16 protein-coding genes are annotated in these 13837 nt (G+C 67.8%); 10 read left to right on the top strand and 6 right to left on the bottom strand.

All coding sequences use genetic code 11. The features are described from left to right. The first annotated feature begins 6 nt into the window (after positions 1-6). Positions 7-387 carry a nuclear transport factor 2 family protein gene (locus tag A5705_RS16170; protein WP_067878791.1) on the top strand — a complete coding sequence of 127 codons (381 nt, stop codon included), beginning with the start codon at positions 7-9 and terminating at the stop codon, positions 385-387. Here A5705_RS16170 and A5705_RS16165 read toward each other — a convergent pair. Together A5705_RS16165 and A5705_RS16160 are read right to left on the bottom strand one after the other, a co-directional pair. Beyond that, a complete protein-coding gene (locus A5705_RS16165) occupies positions 368-889 on the bottom strand; it encodes an N-acetyltransferase family protein (RefSeq protein ID WP_369829604.1) in 522 nt (173 codons plus the stop codon). The two genes, A5705_RS16170 and A5705_RS16165, sit on opposite strands and share 20 nt — an antisense overlap. A 72-nt stretch (positions 890-961) precedes the next feature. After that, positions 962-1411: a DUF5994 family protein gene (locus A5705_RS16160; protein ID WP_068278568.1), complete on the bottom strand. Its 450-nt coding sequence runs from the start codon at positions 1409-1411 to the stop codon at positions 962-964. Positions 1412-1675: 264 nt separating this feature from the next. Here A5705_RS16160 and A5705_RS16155 point away from each other — a divergent pair, with 264 nt between their 5' ends. The 8 genes from A5705_RS16155 (at position 1676) to A5705_RS29020 (ending at position 9537) form a co-directional block, all read left to right on the top strand. Further along, entirely contained in the window at positions 1676-1909 is a 234-nt protein-coding gene (locus tag A5705_RS16155) for a hypothetical protein (RefSeq protein WP_067879198.1), read from the top strand. A gap of 54 nt (positions 1910-1963) precedes the next feature. After that, entirely contained in the window at positions 1964-2554 is a 591-nt protein-coding gene (locus A5705_RS16150; protein WP_068278566.1) for a TetR/AcrR family transcriptional regulator, read from the top strand. 90 nt (positions 2555-2644) lie between these two features. Further along, positions 2645-3592, top strand: coding sequence for an aldo/keto reductase (locus A5705_RS16145; RefSeq protein WP_156763142.1), 948 nt, complete (start codon positions 2645-2647; stop codon positions 3590-3592). Positions 3593-3596: 4 nt separating this feature from the next. After that, positions 3597-4508 carry a pyridoxamine 5'-phosphate oxidase family protein gene (locus A5705_RS16140; RefSeq protein ID WP_067878807.1) on the top strand — a complete coding sequence of 304 codons (912 nt, stop codon included), beginning with the start codon at positions 3597-3599 and terminating at the stop codon, positions 4506-4508. A gap of 60 nt (positions 4509-4568) precedes the next feature. Further along, positions 4569-7145 (top strand): SpoIIE family protein phosphatase, encoded by a 2577-nt coding sequence (locus A5705_RS16135; RefSeq protein ID WP_067878810.1) that lies wholly within the window; start codon positions 4569-4571, stop codon positions 7143-7145. Beyond that, positions 7142-7480: an STAS domain-containing protein gene (locus A5705_RS16130; RefSeq protein ID WP_067878813.1), complete on the top strand. Its 339-nt coding sequence runs from the start codon at positions 7142-7144 to the stop codon at positions 7478-7480. Before A5705_RS16135 ends, A5705_RS16130 begins: the two co-directional genes overlap by 4 nt. Continuing rightward, the gene (locus A5705_RS16125; RefSeq protein ID WP_067878823.1) at positions 7480-8262 is read left to right on the top strand and encodes a 3-hydroxybutyrate dehydrogenase; all 783 of its coding nucleotides are present in this window, start codon (positions 7480-7482) and stop codon (positions 8260-8262) included. The genes A5705_RS16130 and A5705_RS16125 overlap by 1 nt, the downstream gene beginning before the upstream one ends. 189 nt (positions 8263-8451) lie before the next feature. Then, complete coding sequence (locus tag A5705_RS29020) at positions 8452-9537, top strand: PE family protein (protein WP_304528558.1); 1086 nt, start codon at positions 8452-8454, stop codon at positions 9535-9537. On the opposite strand, the gene A5705_RS16115 is transcribed toward A5705_RS29020, so the two are convergent. Continuing rightward, positions 9534-9863, bottom strand: a complete 330-nt coding sequence (locus A5705_RS16115; protein ID WP_068278560.1) for a hypothetical protein — start codon at positions 9861-9863, stop codon at positions 9534-9536. The two genes, A5705_RS29020 and A5705_RS16115, sit on opposite strands and share 4 nt — an antisense overlap. Positions 9864-9989: 126 nt before the next feature. Then, positions 9990-10727: a glycoside hydrolase gene (locus A5705_RS16110; RefSeq protein WP_156738366.1), complete on the bottom strand. Its 738-nt coding sequence runs from the start codon at positions 10725-10727 to the stop codon at positions 9990-9992. 300 nt (positions 10728-11027) lie between these two features. On the opposite strand from A5705_RS16110, the gene A5705_RS16105 reads away from it, so the two are divergent. Continuing rightward, a complete protein-coding gene (locus A5705_RS16105) occupies positions 11028-11585 on the top strand; it encodes a DUF3060 domain-containing protein (RefSeq protein WP_068278557.1) in 558 nt (185 codons plus the stop codon). Positions 11586-11613: 28 nt separating this feature from the next. On the opposite strand, the gene A5705_RS16100 is transcribed toward A5705_RS16105, so the two are convergent. Further along, on the bottom strand, positions 11614-13242 hold the full coding sequence (locus A5705_RS16100; RefSeq protein ID WP_068278653.1) for an L-lactate permease: 1629 nt from the start codon (positions 13240-13242) through the stop codon (positions 11614-11616). A gap of 340 nt (positions 13243-13582) precedes the next feature. After that, the gene (locus A5705_RS16095; RefSeq protein WP_156763141.1) at positions 13583-13819 is read right to left on the bottom strand and encodes a three-helix bundle dimerization domain-containing protein; all 237 of its coding nucleotides are present in this window, start codon (positions 13817-13819) and stop codon (positions 13583-13585) included. Positions 13820-13837: the final 18 nt, after the last annotated feature.

The raw sequence follows: 13837 nt of genomic DNA, 5'->3' as shown, positions 1-13837 counted from the left end.
TTGACCGTGAAGCCAGACCCGGTTGCCTTCAGCCAGCAGTGGGTGGATGCGTGGAACGCCCACGACGTGGACTCGGTCCTCCGGCATTTCGCCGAGAACGTTGTGTTCACGTCACCCGTGGCCGCCACGTTGCTGACGGAAACAGCCGGAGTGATTTGCGGTAAATCCGCACTCCGCGACTACTGGACCCGGGCATTGCGGCGCGTCGCGAACCTGCGGTTCGCCGTCGAGGGCGTCTACGAGGGCATCGACACCATCGTCATCGCCTACCGCAACCAGGACGGTGGTCTGGTCAGCGAAGTGCTCCGATTCAGCGATGGCCTGGTCGTCGAGGGCCACGGAACCTATCTGGTTGACGCGCAAGGTGTTACGGGCTCGATGAGTTGAGCGGACTCGGCGGGCGGTCCGGCTCGGCGGCGGTCGGCAGGTCGAGTTGCATCCAGGCGACGTCGTGCCATGCGTTGTGTTTCCATCCGACGCGGCGGTACAGCCCCGCCTCCCGAAAGCCGAAGGAGCGGTGAAATGCATTGCTGGCTTCGTTGGGTTGCGTGATGCCGGCGAAGGCGCGGCGATAACCGCGCTCGGTGAGCCGGCGCAGTAGCTGGGTGTAGAGCCTGCGGCCGGCGCCAGAGCGGTGATGTCCGTCGTCGACGTAGACACTGGTTTCGGCCGACCATTGGTACGCGGCGCGGGGATTGAATGCGTGCGCGTAGGCGTAGCCGATGATGTGATCGCCATCCTCGAGCACGAGCCAGTCGTGGGTGGCTCGGGCAGCGGCGATGCGCGCGGCCATCTCGGCGGCGGGCGGCGCTTCGATTTCGAAGGTGATCGCCGTGGTCTCAACGTAAGGGCAGTAAATCGCGAGGCAGCCGACGGCGTCCTCCGGCACCGCCGATCGCACCGTGTCACCGCTCGCTGCCATGGAAGTAGTGTCGCACTGCGAATTCGCAGGCGCCTCAAGTTATTCAGTGACTGCCGCGGCGAGTTGTTGCCGGGCCGCCTGCACGATCAAGCCGGCGGTCAGGAAAGCGGGTTTGCCTTGGTCGCAGTCATCGATCGGCAGGTCGGCCGCGCGGCGCAGCACCATCACGGCCAGCGCGGTGTAGGTGGCATACGGGATGACCAAAAGGTTGACGTGTGACTGCCCGCCGCTGAACGTCATCACGTGCTGGCGTTTGTGTTCCCATCCCGCCCAGTTGAAGTCGGGCGGCCGTTGCAACGGCGGCCAGTTGACGTTGATGGATTCGATGCCTCCGAGCAACGGAGTCAGGGCCGCAACGAGGCTGGGCAGTTCATTGGTGATCCGGTCGGCGCGCGGCCACCAGGCGCCGTCGATGGCGCCGCCCAAGTGGCGAGCGACGGACACCCGGACGGGATCGATGCGGCGCCGGCCTTCGCGCGGATACGTCATCGCTCAGCGAATCGGTGCGAGGAGCATTACTACGGTTGACGCTGTGCGATCCACGGGCTGGTCCTTCACGTTCTGCATCGTCCGCCCCGCGGGTGCGGGCCGAGCGGAGAAATCGCATTGCCCGGGATGGCGGTGGACCACAGCTGACAACGAAACGGCTCGCGGTTGACGCTACGCCACCCGCGGCCGGGCGGATCCGTCGGCTGACCAGCGGGGAGCGCAAATCCCACGTAGGGTTGCGGCAACAACAACAGGATGGATGAGATGCCCATAGAGAATTGGTGCGACGCACCCCAGATCCATCCGTCGCAGGTCCGGGTCGGTGACGTCATCGGCACGTTGCAACCCACCAAATTGCGCCTGACCGTCAAGCTGATCGGCGGGCCCCAGACCACCCCGCGGCAGTGGACCTTTTTCACCCGCGACGACAACGGCCTGCAGCGCACGAGCACGTTCGGCGAGGACGAGCTGGTCCGCCGGTACGTCAAAGCCTCGTAACGACACCCTCACTTCGACAGTAAGATAGCCGACCGGTCGGCTAATATTAGCGTCATGCCACGCCCGCCGAACCCGGAGGTGCGCCGCCGCCTGCTGGAGGCGGGGCGCGAACTCGTACACGCGCGGGGTTTCACGGCCAGCGGCGTCAAGGACATCACCGACGCGGCCGGCGTGCCGAAGGGGTCGTTTTACGCCTATTTCGACAGCAAAGAGGCCTTCGCCGCGGCGATCCTCGAAGACTACTGGGCCGATATCGAGTCCCGGCTCCTGCCCATCCTGGATGCGGACGGGTCGGCTCAGGACCGCATCACGCGCTTCTTCCATGCGCTCGCCGACGAACACGAGGCCGGCGAATTCCTGCTCGGCTGCCTGGTCGGCAACCTGTCGCTCGAGCTCGGCGGGTCCAGCGAGCCGGTGCGCACTGAGCTCGTCCGCATCCTCGACCGCTGGGACGCCGCCCTCACCGCCTGCGTGCGTTCCGGTCAGCGCGGCCCCGGGGGCATCCGAGGGGACCTCGACGCGGGGGAGCTGGCCGCGCGGCTGATCGAAGCCTGGGAAGGCGCGGCCCTGCGCGGGAAAGTCACGCGCAGCCGCACCCCGTACGACCGGTTCGAAGCGATCACCGTCCCGGCGCTGTTGCATTAGCTCCGTCAGCAAGGGAATGGGCGGCCCGCACTCGCCGTTAAATAGACGACTGGTCACCTACCATAGTTGACAACCCTGATGGAGGCCGAAATGGCAACGAATCACGATCTGGGGCAGCGCAGATTCGCCTTGAACAACGGCAGGGGCGAGATTCCGGCGCTCGGATTCGGGACCTCGCTGTCCGACAACACCAAGACGCGTGACGCCGTCAGGGCCGCGGTGCAGGTGGGATTCCGTCACCTCGACGCCGCCGAGCGGTACCGCAACGAAGCGCAAGTCGGTGCGGCGCTGAAAGAATTGTTCGCCGATGGCACCGTGCGCCGCGAAGAACTGTTCGTCACCACCAAGCTGTGGAACAACAACCATCGGCCCGAACGGGTCAAGCCGGCCCTGCAGGCCAGCCTGGACAGGCTCGGCCTCGAGGCGGTCGACCTGTACCTGGTGCACACCCCGTTCGCGTTCCGGCCGGGGGATGATCAGGATCCGCGCGACGCCCACGGAGCCGTCGTCTACGACGACGGCGTAACGCTCGATGAGACCTGGGCGGCGATGGAAAGCCTTGTCGACGAAGGACTTACCGGGGCGATCGGCCTGTCTGACATCGACGCCGCCGGCGTCCGCGACGTAATCGATAACGCCCGGATCAAGCCGGCGGTCGTCGAGGTCGAGTCGCACCCGTACCACCCGCAGTGGGAGCTGCACGGATTGTGCGCGACGCACGGGATCATCCTGCTGGCATTCGCGTCGCTGGGGCACGCGCTCGAACCGCGGCTGCTCGACGACCCCCTGATCGTCTCGATCGCTGCCAGGGTGGGCAAAACTCCCGCACAAGTGCTGTTGGCGTGGGGCATCCAGCGCGGGAGCGCCGTTCTGACGGCATCGGTGACGCCCACGCGCATCCGCGAAAACTTCGACGTCACGGCGCTTCCTGAGGGCGCGATCCGCGAGATCAACGAGCGTCTCCGAACCCGGTATCGGTTCAACTCCGTCGTGGACGCGGGAGAGCCGGGGTTCGCCGAAGTGCCCCAGGGGAGTTGAGAACATGGCCGTCCAGAGCCGGCCGGGCTTTCACAGCGGCGAGTTGGCCACGCAACGACAAGCAGGCGTCGAAGCGGACGCGGCCCGGCTCGCGCCGATGATGGCCGGCGGCGTACTGCGCGCCGGCATGGCCGCATTCCTGTCCGAGGCGCCGTTCGCGGCGATCGCGGCGCGCGACGCGACCGGGCGGCTGTGGACCTCACCGCTGCTGGGGCCACCCGGATTCCTGCGCGCCGCGTCGCCGACCACGCTGCAGATCCGCACGTCGCCGCCGTCCGCGGACCCGCTGCACGGCCTGCCCAGCGGGCAGCCGGTGGGCCTCATCGCGATGAACTTCCTGACCCGCCGGCGTGCCCGGATCAACGGCCGGCTCGTCTCCACCGAAGGCGGGCTCACCGTCGACATCGACCAGGCCTACGGCAACTGCCCGCAATACATTCAGCAGCGCCGCATCCAACTCGAGGGAACCCCGGGCGCCGGCCGGGTGCGCCTGTATGAGGGAAATGCGTTGCGGCCCAGCGATATCCGCCTCATCGAGAACGCCGACACGTTCTTCTTGGGCACCTCCCACGTCGCCTCGGGCAATGACGCTTCGCATCGCGGTGGCCCGCCCGGGTTCGTTCGCGTCGAACCCGGAGAGCTGTGGTGGCCCGACTACCCCGGCAACAACATGTTCAACAGCCTCGGCAACCTGTCCGCGGATCCCACCGCGGCCCTGCTGTTCCTCGACTTCCGCGCCGGGATCGCGGTGCAGCTGTCCGGCAGCGCGAGCGTTCGCTGGAGCGCTCCGGGCGACGCCGGCGAGACCGGCCGGCGCGTCCATTTCGTTCCCCGGCGGGTGATCAGCACGGCGCTGCCCGGCGTCGGCGAGACGGACCACGCCCCTTATCCGAGAAACCCGCCGTTGAGCCGATAGCGCATCGCCCTGATACCCCAAATCCAATACGGGTTGGATTCAACAACTAAGTTTGTACGTATGGGGGACGACGAACGGGACGAATCCGCGTTCACCTGGCAGGGCCGGCGCGGGCTGGTGAGCCGCGTGCATGCACAGCTCGACGATCTGGTCGCGGCGCGAGACCAGATGGAGCAACTCGTGCGGGTCATCGTCGAGATCGGTTCCGATCTGGACCTGGATGTGACGCTGCACCGAATCGTCGACGCCGCCATGGAGTTGACCGGTGCGCCGTACGGGGCGCTGGGCATACGCGCGCCCGACGGGTCCCTGGTCTCTTTCGTCTACGCGGGAATGGACGATGAAACGGCGCGGCGGCTCGGCGACCTGCCGGTCGGTGCGGGTCTGCGCGTCGATGATGTGAGTGCTGACGCGCAGGCCGGCGGGCTGCGCGCGCACGATCCGCCGCTGCGGGCGCTCCTCGGAATACCGATCACCGTGCGCGCGGCTGACTTCGGCAGCCTCTACCTGGCCGACGACCGGCCGGGCCGGGTGTTCTCCGACATTCAGGAGGGCGCCGTGCGGGCGATGGCCACCGCGGCGGCTGCTGCCATCGACAACGCGCGGCTGTTCGAGCGGGAACGCGAATCGGCGAAATGGACGAAGGCCAGCCGCGAGATCACCACCGCGCTGCTGTCCGGGGCCCCGCAGACGGGACCGTTGCAGCTGATCGTGAACCGGGCGCTGGAGCTGTCCGACGCCGAGCAGGCGATCCTGCTGGTTCCCCGGGAACCGGATCTGCCCGCCGATGAAGTCGACACGCTGGTAGTGGCCGCGACGGCGGGCCGCTACTCCTCGGAGGTGATCGGCCGGCAGGTACCGATGAAGGGCTCCACCACGGGCGGGGTTGCCCGCCGGGGTCTGCCGCTGATCACCGAGTCCTTCCAGTATCCGATCGAGGGGTTCACCGACGTAGGTGAACGGTCGGCGATCGTCATGCCGCTGATTGCCGACGAAAGGGTGCTCGGTGTGATCGCGGTCGCGCGCCACCCGCAACAGCCGCCGTTCGGCAACGATTACCTCGAACTGGTCAGTGATTTCGCCCGCCACGCCTCGATTGCCTTGGCGCTGGCCGCGGGCCGCGAACACGCGCTCAACCAGGAACTCGCCCAAGCCGACACCGTCGACGACGCACTGCAAGCCGTCGCCGAGGAACTGCGACGGCTGTGGCGGGCGCGCCGCGTTCTGGCCGTTACCTTCCCGGCCCACGGTAGCTCCGCTGAAACCGCCTACAGCGCACCACAAGTGGTGTCCGTCGGCGAGGCCACCCAGTGGGCCGACCTGCCCACGGCTACGCGACAGATGCTCGCCGCATTGCGCGACGGCGATCTACTCACCCCCAACGCGACCACGCCCGGGACGGCCGGCATCGCCCTGCAGCATCCCGAAGGCGTGCTCGTCGTCTGGATGGATCTGGCCGAGCAGCGCCCGTTCACCCTCGAGGACCAGACCTTGCTCACCGTGCTGGCGGGTCGGCTGGGCCAGGGCCTGCAGCGCGTGCACCAGGTGGATCAACAGCGCGAGACCGCCCTGGCGTTGCAGCACGCGATCCTCGGTCCCGCCGACCTGCCGCATGGGTTCGCGGTGCGCTACCAGGCCGCAAGCGCGCCCCTGCAGGTGGGCGGTGACTGGTTCGACATCGTCGATCTGGACGACGGCCGCATCGCGTTGATCGTCGGCGACTGCGTCGGCCACGGCCTCGCCGCCGCCACCGTGATGGGGCAGATGCGCAGCGCCTGCCGGGCGCTGCTGTTCGACAACCCCAGCCCGGCCGCCGCCCTCGCCGGGATGGACCGCTTCGCCGCGCGGCTGCCCGGCGCGCAATGCACCACCGCCGTCTGCGCGGTGCTCGACCGCGCAACCGGCGAGCTGGTGTACTCCAGCGCGGGTCACCCGCCGCCCATCCTGGTCCACGCCGACGGCACCGCCCGGACGCTCGACGGCGGCCACACCATCGCCCTGGGGGTGCGATCCAACTGGCCCCGCCCGGAAGCCCGGGTGACGATCCCGGCGCGAGCGACCCTGTTGCTCTATACCGACGGCCTGGTCGAACGTCGCCGCAGCGCCCTGCACCACGGCATCTCCCGCGCCGCCACCCTGCTCCAGGAGGGCCGCACCTCCACGCTCGATGACTTGGCGAACCAGATCATGTCGGGCCTCGCGCCGAGCGGCGGATATCAGGACGACGTGGTCCTTCTCCTCTACCGCCATCCCGCCCCGCTGGAGCTGAAGTTCCCCGCGGACGTCAGCCAGCTTGCCCCCGCCCGCACCGCATTGCGCACCTGGCTGACCCAGGCCAGGGTGGACCCGGACCAGACCGTGGACGTGCTCGTCGCGGCCGGGGAAGCCGTCGCCAACGCCATCGAACACGGTCACCGCCACACCCCGGAGGGCACGATTGTCCTGGGCGCGACCGCACTGGTAGACCAGGTGCAGTTGACCATCACCGACACCGGCTCGTGGAAGCCTCCGCAACCGGCCGCCGAAGCCAATCGCGGCCGGGGTATCACGCTCATGCGAGGGCTCATGCAGGACGTCACCATCAGGCCCGGCGCCGCGGGCACCACAGTTCACCTATCCGCGAGGATCACCGGATGACCACGCCCCTCACCCTCGACACCGCGCGCCGCAACGACGGGAATCTCGTGCTGATCGCCGCGGGGGAAATCGACCTGAGCAACATCGACGCCTTCAACCAGGCCCTCAGCACCGCCAGCAATGAAGCCGGCGGCAGCGGCGAACCTCTCACCGTCGACCTCAGCGCCGTGGAGTACCTGGACAGCGCCGCCATCAACGCCCTGTTCGCCCGCGCCGACGACATCCGCCTCGTCGCCCACCCCCTCCTGATGCCGATTCTCAACATCAGCGGTCTGACCGAGCTGGTCGCCACCGAGTCCGCGCCGCCCGCCGAGCACCGACGCGCCGACAGCTGATGATCCGCGGCAAGTCTGTTCTCGTAACAGGGTCGACGTCGGGTATCGGTCTGGGCATCGCCCGCGCCTTCGCCGCGGAGGGCGCGAACGTGACCCTCAACGGCTTCGGCGAACCGGAGGCCGTGGAGGAGCAACGACGCGGCATCGAGCAGGATTTCGGGGTGGCGGCGGCCTATTCGGGCGCGGACGTGACCAAGCCGGACGAGATCGCCGGCATGATCGGCGGCGCAGAAAAGACCTTCGGAGCAATCGATGTCCTCGTCAACAATGCGGGCATCCAGTTCGTGGCGGAGGTGGAGGACTTCCCGGTCGAGAAGTGGGACGCCGTGATTGCCACGAATTTGTCGGCCGCTTTTCACACTTGTCGGTGTGCACTGCCGGGGATGAAAGGCCGTGGCTGGGGTCGAATAATCAATATCGCCTCGGCGCACGGCCTTGTTGCCAGCGCGGGGAAGGCGGCGTATGTCGCGGCCAAGCACGGGATAATCGGACTGACGAAGGTGGTCGCAATCGAAACCGCCGACCACGGCGTCACGTGCAACGCGATCAGCCCCGGATGGGTGATGACACCTCTGGTGGCCAAGCAGGTCGAGGCGCGCGCCGCCGCGACGGGCAAGCCCTTTGACGAGGCCAAGCAAGAATTTGTTGCCGAAAAGCAGCCGATGTCCCGCTACACGACTCCCGAAGACATTGGCGCCCTCGCGGTCTTCCTGGCCGGCGACGCGGCCGCCACCATCACCGGCGCAAGCTATTCGATCGACGGCGGTTGGACCGCCCAATGAGGCGCGATGGACTTCGTGAATTGGCGCTAAAGGCCCTATGACTCGACAAAGACATTCCATTCGGGTTGCCAATTGCTGAAAAGGCGAATTTTCGTGGCTATTTTGTGCCTTTCCCATTAGAGTCATGTCACTTAGGTCGTCGGGCGACCATCGCATCCGATCGAACTGGAGGCGCATGTGTCATATCTGGTGACCGCACCAGACGAGGTGGCGGCGGCGGCTCGCGATCTGGCAGGCATTCGCTCGTTGTTGGCCGGGTCCGCCGCATCGGCCGCGGCGCCCACGACCGCGGTGGCCGCGGCGGCACAGGACGAGGTCTCGGCCTTGGTCGCAGCGATGTTCAACGATTTCGGTCAGGATTTCCAAACCCTCAACGCCCAAGCCAGCGCGTTCCACGGGGAGTTCGTCGGTTTGATCAAGGCGGGCGCGGACGCCTACCTCAGCACTGAGGTGGCCAACGCCGCGGCCGCCGCGATGGGCGCCATCAACGCGCCCGTCCAGGGAGTGCTCGGGCAGTCGATCCACAGTGCCGCCGCCGCCGACCTGAGCCTGTCGTCGATCCTGGGCGGCAGCGCAAGCCTGTCGCTGGACGGTGGTGTGGTGAGCCTGCCGCCGATCCTGGGCGGTGGCGTGCTGAGCGTGCCGTCGCTCATCGCGGGCGGTGCGCTGACTCTGCCACCGGTACTCGGTGGCGCGCAATTGACCGTGCCGCCGCTGTCCAGCGTCGGTCCCGCCGTTGTCAGCGCCATAAGCCCCATCATCAACGGCGGCGTGGTGGCCCTGCCTTCCTTCCTGGGCGGCGGGGAGCTGGACGTGCCGTCGATCCTGACCGGCGGTGTGCTGAACCTGCCCGCATCGCTCGGCGGCGGAATCCTGAGCCTGCCCTCGATCCTCACCGGTGGCCTGCTGAGTCTGCCCTCGAGCCTCGGCGGTGGCATCTATACCGTGCCGCCGATCACCAGTGTCGTGAGCGCGATCGTCAACGGCGGCGCGGTGACGCTGCCTCCGATGCTGGGCGGTGGGCAGCTGAGCGTGCCGTCGCTCCTCACCGGCGGCTTGTTGACGTTGCCGCCCATCGCCGGCGGCGGAAACGTCGGCATCCCCTCGATTCTCACCGGCGGCGTGCTGACCTTGCCGCCGGTCGCCGGCGGTGGGGACGTCGGCATCCCCTCGATTCTCACCGGTGGCGTGCTGACCCTGCCCGCGAGCCTCGGCGGGGGCCAACTGACCGTGCCCCCGGTGCTCACCGGTGGCCTGCTGGGCCTGCTCGGTTAGGCCGGTTCGCTAAGGCCTTGCGGCCGCGGCGTTCCCGCGGTCGCCGCCGCCAGGATCTCCCGGATGCGCCGACGCGACCGACCCCAGCCGCGCACGCGCTCTTCGCCCACCGTGTGGCCGTCGCGCTTGATCACGATCCGCCACGGCAAACCGAGCCAATGCGCCACAAACCAGAAGGGCCACCACAACCCGATGACCACCACGCTGGTGACCAATGTCGCGGGGCTGACGCCCCCGGAGTCGGTGAACATCCAAGCGGACAAGCGATACCACCGGCGCCGGCGCACGGACCACACGGCGCCACGGGGGTCGGTTACCTGTGTCATGTCGTCCTCGTTCCTTCGCCCGGAATGACTCCTGCCGCAACGCGCGACGGGTCATCCGCAGCTTGGGGGTGAGGCCTTGGAGGATCCTTGAGGTCGGCCGGGATTGGGGCTCTCCCCGTCAATGAATCACTGTGGCGGCGCCGGGGTCATCGACCCGATGTAATAAGTCTCGTGCCCGGTGGGGTACCCGCCGCCGTTGGTGGCGATGTGGACGTGGTCGTAGTGGTTGAGGGTTTCGTTGCCGTAATCCGCGGTCCAGCTCGGCGAGCCGACGCCCGGATAGATCTTCTGCCGCCAGATCACGTGGTTGATTCCCCACCTTTTCGCATTCGCCAATGCGTACCCGGCGATCTCGTTGCCCAGCTGGATGCCCTCAGGGGAGGCGTGGTTGGGAATCATCACGTCGATCGCCAAGCCGTTGGGATGCCACGGCAACGGATCCTCCCGGTACCCGTAGATCGTGGTGATCTCAGGGAACAGCACGCTGATGGCGCGCGCCGCCCAGATGGTCTTCACCTGCAACCGCTGTTCCGACGCGACACCGGGGGACAACGGGAACAGGAATTGCTGGGCAGCGGCGGGAGCACCTGCCGCCAGCTTTTCCACCTCGGCCGGGGTGGCGATCTGCGGCGGGGCGGCCGCGGCTGCGGGCGGCGCGCCGGCCACCATGGACGGCGGGGCGGCGGGGCCGGACGCCGGTGCCGCCGGGCCGGGAGCCGGGTTGTCCACGCAGCAGGGCGGTTTGGCGCTTTCGGCGTGCAGGGGCTTGGCGCCCTGGGCGTAGACGATCGCGGCCGACACCACAAGGGAGGCCGCCAATGCCAGCCAGCGGCTCCTGCCGACGGCTAACACACCTCTGCCCACGAACAGCAGCTTAGTGGCGTGCGCAACGCCTGTGGCAATCTTTTCCATTTCTTATCGCTCCGATGCCCGACGAAAGGGGCCCGGATGGCGATAGTGAGCGGCGAGCGGGGGCGGCTCCGCACTCGAACCCGAGGCCCTGCGGGATCGTTTCCTCAAGCGGCACAGGTGTTTTCACGGCCGGACCCGGTCCGAGCGCGACGACCGATCGCGCGCCGGCAAGCGGCGGCCGGCTGTGGGTCGGCGCCCGAGCCCGGCGCTCCCGAGGGCAACCCAAGGGCAAGTTGTGGGACCATGCCCGTTATGGACTCCGACGATCCCGAAAAGCGAATCAGGGAGTTGGAACGGCGGCTCGCTGACGCTTCAGCCGGCCCGCCGGAGTCTGTTCCGGCCGGAGACGAGCCGGGTTCCCAGTACGACCTCCTGCGCCGTCGGCGATTCGGCACCATCTGGCTCATCGCCTTGGCGCCCTTCGCCTTGCTGTTCGCCATCCTCGTGCTCCATCCCTACCGGGCCGAGAGGCATCCGGCGCCGGCCACGTCCTCGGCTGCTGCGGAACCCACCGCGGACCTGTCGGGGGCGCTCACCGTGGTTCCGGGTGGAAACCTGACCGAGGAGCCCAGCCACGCCAGGTTCACGGTGGTCTGCGATCGCGCCGAACTGACAATTGCCGGCAACGCAAACGCGGCCTACGTGGCCGGCCACTGCTCGCAGCTCATCGTCAGGGGCTCGCACAACAAAGTGGTCGCCGACAACGCGGACGCGATCGACACGGATGGCTCCGGAAACCGGGTGGTCTACCGCGCCGGGACGCCACGGATCTCGATCAGGGGCACCGACAACGTCGTCACACCGGGCTGAGTTCGCCCGACGACACCTGCATCGGAATTCAGGGCACCATCCAGGACAGCAGCGAGGCCTGCAGTCCCGACAGGACGCAGATGAATGCCAGGAACACCAGGCTCCAGATGAACACGCGGCGGAAGATGTCGCCCTCTTTGCCGTGCACCCCGACCGCCGCAGCACCGATCGCGAGGTTCTGCGGCGAGATCATTTTGCCGAGCACGCCGCCGGAGCTGTTGCCGGCGGCCATCAACACCGGCGACAGCCCCGCCTTGGCAGCCGCGGTGACCTGCAGCGCGCCGAACAGAGAATTCGACGAGGTGTCCGATCCGGTCACTGCCACACCGAGCCAGCCGAGTATCGGGGAGATAACCGCGAACGCGCCGCCGGTGCCGGCCATCCAGGTGCCCAGCGTGATGGTCTGTCCGGACGCGTTCATCACGAAAGCCAGTGCGAGCACGGACATCACGGTGACGATGGCCCAGCGCAGCTGATGCAGCGTCGCGGCGTACGCGCTGTGCGCCCTGATCGGCGACAGCCGCAGCGCCAACATGGTGAGGACGCCCGCGACGAGCATCTGGGTGCCCGGCGTGGTGAGCAGGTTGAAGGTGAAGTTGGGCAGCGCCGACGCGGTGCCCTTGGCCGTGTAGAGATGCAGTCCCGGCCAGTGCACGGTGAAGGTGGCGTGATCGAGCAGCTTCTTCACCGCAGAGATCTGGCAGATCACGAAGACGGCGATGATGATCGCGTAGGGCGCGTAGGCGCGGAGCACGTCGCCGCGTGAGTCGGCATCCTCACCCTCCTCGGGGGGCGGCGCATCGGCACCGGCGCCCGCGGAGACCATGGCGCGCGTGTGTTCGGCCTGCGGCGGCCGCACGCGCACCATCGCCACCACGGCGCCGGCGGAAAGCAGGGAGGCGATCACGTCGGCCAGCGGCACAGACAAGAAGTTCGAGGTGGCGTATTGGCCGAGGCCGAAAACCACGCCGCCGGTGAGGGCGGTGAGCCATGTTTCGCGCACGCCGCGCGCCCCGTCGGCGATGGCGACGAGCGCCAAGGGGACGAAGACGGCCAGGATCGGGGTTTGCCGCCCGACCATGGCGCCGAGCGTGTCGGTCGGCAATCCGGACGTCTTGGCAAGGGTGATGATCGGTGTCGCCATCGCCCCGTATGCGACCGGCGCGGTGTTGGCGACGAGCGCAAGGACCGCCGCCTTGAGCGGTTTGAAGCCCAAGGCGAGCAGCATCACGGAGGTCACCGCGACCGGCGTGCCGAATCCGGCCAGCGCTTCGAGCAACGCGCCGAAGGAAAACGCGATGATGATCGCCTGAATGCGGTGATCCTCGCTGACGGTAGCGAAACTGCGCCGCAGCACATCGAAATGGCCTGTCTCGACCGTCATCTGGTAAACCCAGATCGCGTTGATCACGATCCAGAGGATCGGGAAGAATCCGAAGACCGCGCCTTCGCTGCCCGCCAGCACGGCCTGCCCGATGGGCATCGCGTAGACCGCGGTCGCGATCGCGATCGCGACCGCGAGGGACACCACCGATGCCAGCCAGGCCCTGATCCGCAAGACGCCAAGCATCACGAAGAGCGTGGCCAGCGGCAGGACGGCCACCAGCGAGCTCCAGGCCAGCGAATGGGCGACGGGATCAAGGATTTGGCGATACATGCCGGGCACCTTCCGAAATGAGGGGGGCGGGTGTTGATCGCAAACGATCCGCCAAAGCCGCGAAAGGGATCGGCGACCATGGGTTGCACACGGTCAGACCGCGCATCCGACAAAGCTGCCCTGGGGCCTTCTCAGCGGCCCGCAGAGTCAACACAGATTGGCATGTGGAGGGGTAGGTGACCGTGTACGGATCGTAACCCCCGGTGGCGCCGAATGCAGGGCGCGTGGCCGGGCCGCCACGAGACCGAACAAGGGTCCGGGCTGAAATCGCCTGGCTTGCTGGGCATCTGGCCGTGTGCGCCGGCGGCCCCACGGTGCGGGGGTCGCGCGCGCCGGGCGGTCAAACCGCGATGGCCTGATCAGCCTCGTCTTCGGGCGTCAACGCCAGCAGTTCCAGGTCCTGCGCCGCGAACCGCTCGACGAGAAGCGGTATGTACTCGCGGACCGGCCTGCCGTCGAAGCGGGCATGGATGTGCCGCACGACCGCACTCACGGTATCTGCCGAAATGCTTGGATATTTCCTGGTCAATCGACCGGCCACCCCGTCGATGATCTGCTGCTCGCTCAACTCGATCACGGCGACAGGCTCGCATGC

Origin of the sequence: Mycobacterium sp. E787, from assembly GCF_001668725.1 — a bacterium.
Taxonomy (GTDB): Bacteria; Actinomycetota; Actinomycetes; order Mycobacteriales; family Mycobacteriaceae; genus Mycobacterium.
Note: the sequence above shows the minus strand (reverse complement) of the source record. Positions and strands in the feature narration are given on the sequence as shown.

Coding starts and splice junctions, on each gene's coding strand:
- A5705_RS16160 (WP_068278568.1), bottom strand. CDS start 1,411: ATGACGTATCCGCGCGAAGGCCGGCGCCGCATCGATCCCGTCCGGGTG.
- A5705_RS16155 (WP_067879198.1), top strand. CDS start 1,676: ATGCCCATAGAGAATTGGTGCGACGCACCCCAGATCCATCCGTCGCAG.
- A5705_RS16150 (WP_068278566.1), top strand. CDS start 1,964: ATGCCACGCCCGCCGAACCCGGAGGTGCGCCGCCGCCTGCTGGAGGCG.
- A5705_RS16145 (WP_156763142.1), top strand. CDS start 2,645: ATGGCAACGAATCACGATCTGGGGCAGCGCAGATTCGCCTTGAACAAC.
- A5705_RS16140 (WP_067878807.1), top strand. CDS start 3,597: ATGGCCGTCCAGAGCCGGCCGGGCTTTCACAGCGGCGAGTTGGCCACG.
- A5705_RS16135 (WP_067878810.1), top strand. CDS start 4,569: ATGGGGGACGACGAACGGGACGAATCCGCGTTCACCTGGCAGGGCCGG.
- A5705_RS16130 (WP_067878813.1), top strand. CDS start 7,142: ATGACCACGCCCCTCACCCTCGACACCGCGCGCCGCAACGACGGGAAT.
- A5705_RS16125 (WP_067878823.1), top strand. CDS start 7,480: ATGATCCGCGGCAAGTCTGTTCTCGTAACAGGGTCGACGTCGGGTATC.
- A5705_RS16115 (WP_068278560.1), bottom strand. CDS start 9,863: ATGACACAGGTAACCGACCCCCGTGGCGCCGTGTGGTCCGTGCGCCGG.
- A5705_RS16105 (WP_068278557.1), top strand. CDS start 11,028: ATGGACTCCGACGATCCCGAAAAGCGAATCAGGGAGTTGGAACGGCGG.
- A5705_RS16100 (WP_068278653.1), bottom strand. CDS start 13,242: ATGTATCGCCAAATCCTTGATCCCGTCGCCCATTCGCTGGCCTGGAGC.